We start from the raw sequence: 6,389 nt of genomic DNA, 5'->3' as shown, positions 1-6,389 counted from the left end.
ATCACCAGTCCCGCAAACGCGACGCTGACCGTCGAAAGGAACTTGTGCTGCATACGTTTGCGCTACATACGCGTGGTGGCGCGGGCGATGACGCGGGATTCCGTGGTGATGAGCGATGGCTTCATATCTCCCCCGTCGATGCGCGCCAGAAGGCGGTCGACCACGGTGGGCGCGACCCAATCGAGGCAGGAATCCATCGTAGTCAGCGGCGGCTGGAAATAAGCCGCCTCCTCGATGTTGTCGAACCCGATCACCTGCACCTGGCCGGGAACCGCGATGCCGTTGGAGGCCAGCGTGAACAACGATCCCAACGCAAGCTGGTCGTTGAACGCGACCACGCCATCGAACGGCACCGCGGAATCGATGATGCGCTGCATGATGCGGGCTCCAGAGCCAATCGTCCAGTCCTGGCCGGAATTCGGCGCCAACCGCGAATCGAATTCTATCCCATACTCGGCACAGGCTTCAAGCACGCCGCGCAAACGCAATTGGGCGTTGCCGTCCGCAGCACTGGTGACCTGGCCGATATCGCGCGGATCGGTCCTTGAGCCGACGACCGCCAGACGAGTCGCCCCATGCGCGAGCAGGTATTCGGAGGCGGACCGCGCGGCTTGGATGTCGTCCGGCGTCACATGGTCGGCCTTGCCGTTCGTGGAGCGTGCTCCGACGCAGACGAGCGGGTAGTCGACAGCCAGGTCCTCGGGGTCCAGATCCTCCACCTCGGAGATGGAAAGTATCATGCCGTCCGATACGGTCGTGTTGAAATTGCGCAGCAGCGAACGGGCGCCCTGCGCGGACCCTTCGGCATATGTGGTGACGTATACGGAGTAGCCATGGCCCCGCGCGGCGTCGATCACATGATTCGCCAATTCCGCTAGATACGGGGCGGTCAGGCTCGGCACGGCGAGCGTGATGAAGCCCGTCGTGCCACGGTTGAGATTCCGCGCGGCCACGTTCACGCGGTATCCGAGACGGTCGATGGTCCTGCGGACCTTTTCGCGGGTGGCTTCGGACATGCGGCCGCCGTTGTTGATGACGTTCGAGGCGGTTTTGAGCGACACCCCGGCCTCCGCGGCCACATCACGCAACGTGACGCGTTTTTTCTCCGGTTTCGATTCGCCCATGTTCTCCCGTACCCGTCCGTCGTGACTTCTCGTTTACCTTCCCGACTCTACCGCTTCGTGACGAGCACGCCGTTGCGATGCACGACGTACGAACCGGATTCCCTCCCCCGTTCCGCTTGGAACAGGATGACCGGCTCGCCTTCGATACCCCGCAACTCAACCGTCTTCTTGCCACGGGGCAGGTAGAAGTCGAAGGTGGCGTCGGCGGACACGCGCACGGTGTGCAGCACGGCGGCATCGTCCTGCGATGGGGATGCGAGATACGCGCCGACCAGCTTCGTCAGATCGGCCACATCCAGGTCGCAGCCGACGAAATACGCCTCGCCGGAGCCATACGGGTTGCGGGTGACCGCGGCCGTGCCGTCAAGCTCCCATTCGTCCGCTTCCTCGCCGGCGTATGCGGCAAGCACCTGAACATGTTCGCCGGTGACGTCCACATCGTTCTGCCATAGGCGGGTCACCGCGCCGGTGATGCCGGACGGACCTTCGGCGGATTCCGCTTCGGGTTTTCCACATGATGTCTTGCCAAGCGCCCCGGGGAATTCTCCGGAAAATTCCCCGGAGAATGTTCCATCATCATCGGCATGACCGCAGGCCCGGGATGCGGAAATATTCCCGGCATCCACCGAACGAAGACGGATCTCGCTCGGTTCGCCTTCGGCCTCGGCGCCGAGAATGTTGAATTCCTCGCCGCGGACGCCCAGCATCTCACGCAGCAGACCATCGCCCGCGCCGGGGTAACCGCCGAGCCAGGTGTGGAAGTTCTCGTCGATCAATCCGGTCGCGTATCCGACCACCACGCGTCCGCCGGCAGCGGCGAAATCGGCCAGACGCCGCGCGTCAGCGGCACTCAGCATCAGCACGGTCGGCAATACGACGGTCTTGTACGAGCTCCAGTCGTATTTGAGCGGCACGATGTCGGCGCGCGCCCCCGCGCCGAGGAAGGCGCGGTACCAGTCGCGCACATCATGCCAATGGTTGAGCTTCATGCTCGGCAGCGTTTCGGAGCGGGTGGCCCATTCCGATTCGGCGCTGAACAGAATCGCCGTGTCGGAGCGCCGCAGCCCGCTGCCCTGCACGCCGGCATCGGACAGCGCGCGCAGGGCCGCGCCGAGTTCGCACACCTGTCGGAACAGCTTCGTGTCCTCGCCGGCATGCGGCACCATGGCGGAATGGAACGCCTCGGCACCAAACGCGGACGCGCGCCATTGGAAGAAATTGATCGCATCGGCGCCCATCGCCACATGCGCAAGCGAGTCGCGCACAGTCTCGCCCTTGCGCTTGCGGGTATTGAGCGGCTTCCACTGCACCGCCGACGTGGAATGTTCCATGACGTACCACGGCTTGCCCAACGCGAGCGAATCCATCAACGCGTCGGAACACGCCAGTTCGTCAAGGTGGGATTCGCCTTCGTGGAAATAGTGGTCGTTGGAGACGAAATCCACCTCCCCGGCCCAATCGGCGTAGTCCATGCAGCATTGGTCGGTGGAGACCATGAAGTTCGTGGTGAACGGCTTGTCCGGGCAGATCTCCGCGATCGCGTCGCGCTCGGCCTTGTAGAAGTCGAGGAGCATGTCGTTGCCGAACCGTTCGAAATCGAGTTTCTGACCGGGATTCACCATGGAGTCGGCGCCCATGAACCGCGGGATGAGCACTTCGTCGAAACCGTTCATCTCCTGGCCCCAGAACGTGGTTCCCCACGCCTGGTTGAGCGCCGCGATGGTCCCGTACTTGCGTTCGCACCATTTGCGGAAAGCCGCCAGCGCGTTGTCGGAATAGTCCTCGCGGTTGTTCCATCCGTATTCGTTGCCCATATGCCATGCGGTGACGTATGGGTTGGAACCGTACCGTTCGGCGAGTTTGCGGCACAACGTGAGCGCGTATTCCTTGAACACCGGGCTGGTCGGGCTCCAGGACTGCCGGGAACCGGCGTTGACGGGATGGCCGTATTTGTCCCGCGGAAGCACCTCGGGATGCTTTTCATACAGCCACAGCGGAGCCGTGGCCGTCGCGGAGGCCAGATCGGTTGCGATGCCGGCCTTGCCGAGCTTGTCGATGATGCGGTCGAGCCAGCCGAAGTCCCAACGGTCTTCGGTCGGCTGTATGCGGTCCCAGCTGAAGATGGCGAGCGCCACGGTGTTGACGCCGGCCTGTTTCATGAGACGAACGTCGTCGTTCCAGACGCCCTCCGGCCATTGGTCGGGATTGTAGTCGCCGCCGAAGGCGATGCCGCGGCCATCCGCGGTCAGCAGTTTCGGCCAGTTGAATTCACGCCGTGCGTTCATGATGCGTTTCCTCTCGTTGTGGTATGCGGTTCCCGTTGGATGCCTCGCCTGTGGATGGCGGGCGTCCAACGGGAACCTGTGTTGTGCGCTCAGCCCTTGTTGGTGACGGTGTAGCCCTGCTGGGTACCGTGTTCCGCCAGCGACTTGCCATAGTTTTCGAAGGCCTGTTCCAAGGTGATCTTCTTGTTGTACGCCTTGGCGATCTGGTCTCCGAAATCGGACTGGGCGAACGGGTTGTACGGCAGGTAGGAGAACTTGGAGACCTTGCGCTGCGCGGCCTCGGAAAGGATCTCGTTGACGTTCTGGCCACCGAAGTAATCATTGACCTTCTTGTTCGCTTCGGTGGTGGGGTCGGTGAAGCTCTTGGACTTGAGGATGCTCTTCAGGCTCGGGAACGTGCCGGTTTCGGCCATGGTCTGCGCGCCCTTGCCGTGGGTGAGGTATTCGACGAACTTGTATGCCGCGGCCTGCTGCTTGGACTGGCTGACGATGGCCAAGGCGGATCCGCCGTCCTCGGCGGACACCTCATCGCCTTCGTTCCACTGCGGCAGCTGGGCGACTCGCCAGTTGCCGGCCTGGTCGGGGGCGCCGTTCATCAGGTTGACCGGCATCCAGCCGCCGATGACCAGGGACGCGATGGTGCCGTCGTTGAGCTCGCGGTTCCAGTCATCGGACCAGTTGGCGGTCTTGGTGTCGATGAGGTCCTCATCGATGAGCTTCTGCTGGAAGGCGATGTACTTCTTCATACCGGTGTCTTTGGTCATGCTGATGGTGAGGTTCTCGCCATCCACCTTCCACGGCTGCGCTCCGGCCTGCCATGCCTGCGCGGTGAACGGCTGGTATTCCATGGAGGAACCGGAATTGTTGGTCATATACGATCCGATGGCCTTGACCTTTTTGGCCGCCTCGTAATAGTCGTCCCAGGTCTTGATCTTGGTGCCGTCGACACCCGCCTTCTTGAAGACGGCGTCATTGTAGAAGAACATCTCCGGGCCGGAGTCGATCGGCAGCGCGTATGGCTTGTTGTTGTATTGCAGTTTGTTCCACGGGCCCGCCGAGAAGTCGTCCGCAAGCTTGTCGGCACCGAACTGGCTGAGGTCGATCAGATCTCCGGTGACCGCGAACTGGGTGACCGTGGGGTCCTCAAGCATCACGACGTCCGGCGCGCCCTTGCCCGCGGCCACGGCGTTGCTCAATGCGGTCTGGGTGTCGGAGGCGGTGCCGGTGTTGTTGAATTTCACCGTGATTCCGGGATTGGCTTTTTCGAAGTCCTTGATGAGGTTGGTCATGGTGTGGCCGGTGTCCCATCCCCAGAATACGAGCTCCGCCTTGTCCGCATCGCCGGAACTTCCCTTGTTCGAGCCGCTCTCACCGCTGCCGCACGCCGCGAGTCCGACCAAAGTCGCCGCCGCGGTCACAGCCGCAAGTGCCTTCCGTGCATTACGCATGTTTTTCTCCTTCACTGGTTACCGGTATCCCCCATCACATTGATGCAACGGTGTATCAACATGCCGGAGCCAACCCACGATTGCTTGCTTCCCCTTGGTTTACCGATAACTCCTTGCTTCATTCCGACACATCCACGTATCGGTAATTCCTTATGGTACACAGTTGTACCGAATTGTCAAGCCCGACGGAATCGCCGTTCATGCATCAGTTCACGCCGCCCATGCCTCGACTGATTTCGGCATTACCCATGACGATTCATTTTTCCGACAACTGACACTTCATTCTCCCCCAACAGTCGACGATTCATCTTCCCCAACAGTCGACATTCATCTTCCCCGACAACTGACGATTCATCCTCGATGGCATACGGCCGAGATGACCCCATACCCTCCCGTCTCGGCGCAAACCATCCACTTTCATCCCATGCTCGCACTGCCCAAAGCGATATCACGACATTCCGTAGGCGGTTTTAAGATTCCGTAGGTGGTTGGATCAAGTACCGACGTTGCGAAACGCGCTTTTTCGCAACGTTTTTTCGGAGAGCTCCACCTCGAACCGCCTACGGAACGGCAAAACCACCTACGGAACGCGCCCAGTCCCGGCGACTCGCTTCTCCACAGTCGAATGACCCCACGATGCAATCAGGTCCCACGGCGCGATCATCAGCTATGCCCACACGTACTTCCGTCGGCAATTCGCCTTGCCACCGTCGAATGAGCCATACCTATGGGATACGTCCGGCCATGGCCGTGGATAACCCAGTGGATATGCGGGGATACGTTTTCCTCATTCGTCCCCACATTTCAACAGGCCAGAACCGTCGCCAGTCCAAAACACCTTGGAAGCCAACCACCGGAGGCCAGGGCTTCCAAACAGTTGCCCATATAGCCAAAACGCCCTTGGGAACACTTCCCAAGGGCGCTGCCGAACCTCGAACCGAGGAACCGTCACAGGCTGAGGAACAGCTCGTGGATTCGGGTGTCGTCGGTGAGTTCGGGATGGAAGGCCGTGGCCAGGATGTTGCCTTGGCGAAGACCGACCACATTGCCGTCGACTGCGGTCTCGACGGTCGCGGCGGGTCCGACCTCGGCCACGAAGGGTCCGCGGATGAACACCAGCGGGAAGTCCTTCAGCACGACGGAGGCGTTGACGGAGCTCGAACCGTCCGTGACGGCAGAGCCATCGCCCTTGTATCCGGGAACGTGCTCGCCCGGCGCGACCACGACGGCGTTGCCGTCCGAAGCGGAGCCGAAGTCGGCGGTCGCCGCGAACGAGCCGAGCTGACGGCCGTACGCATTGCGGCGCACGACGGCGTCAAGCGCGCCAAAATACACGTTGGAATCATTGTCGAGCTTGCGCGCGAGCAGAATCATGCCGGCGCAGGTGCCGAACACCGGCTTGCCCGCGGCGATGTGCCTGGCGATGGGCTCGAACAGACCGGTGGAGCGCAGAAGCTTGCCCTGCGTGGTGCTCTCGCCGCCCGGCAGAATCACCCGGTCGATCGACTCGTCGAAATCCTCCGCGGCGCGCA

General features: G+C 61.7%; 4 protein-coding genes. All 4 read right to left on the bottom strand.

The genetic code is table 11. The features are described 5' to 3' along the window. Positions 1-62 precede the first annotated feature (62 nt). Complete coding sequence (locus B3C64_RS08450; protein WP_291535034.1) at positions 63-1,124, bottom strand: LacI family DNA-binding transcriptional regulator; 1,062 nt, start codon at positions 1,122-1,124, stop codon at positions 63-65. A 47-nt stretch (positions 1,125-1,171) separates the two neighbouring features. Then, positions 1,172-3,409 carry a beta-galactosidase gene (locus B3C64_RS08445; RefSeq protein WP_291535033.1) on the bottom strand — a complete coding sequence of 746 codons (2,238 nt, stop codon included), beginning with the start codon at positions 3,407-3,409 and terminating at the stop codon, positions 1,172-1,174. An 89-nt stretch (positions 3,410-3,498) separates the two neighbouring features. After that, positions 3,499-4,857, bottom strand: a complete 1,359-nt coding sequence (locus B3C64_RS08440) for an ABC transporter substrate-binding protein (RefSeq protein WP_291535032.1) — start codon at positions 4,855-4,857, stop codon at positions 3,499-3,501. A 948-nt stretch (positions 4,858-5,805) separates the two neighbouring features. Beyond that, positions 5,806-6,389: pyridoxal 5'-phosphate synthase glutaminase subunit PdxT (gene pdxT / locus B3C64_RS08435; RefSeq protein WP_291535031.1), on the bottom strand; the 584-nt coding region annotated here is incomplete at its 5' end.

This window comes from Bifidobacterium sp. UBA6881 (assembly GCA_002451435.1).
In the GTDB taxonomy this organism is placed as follows: domain Bacteria; phylum Actinomycetota; class Actinomycetes; order Actinomycetales; family Bifidobacteriaceae; genus Bifidobacterium.
Note: the sequence above shows the minus strand (reverse complement) of the source record. Positions and strands in the feature narration are given on the sequence as shown.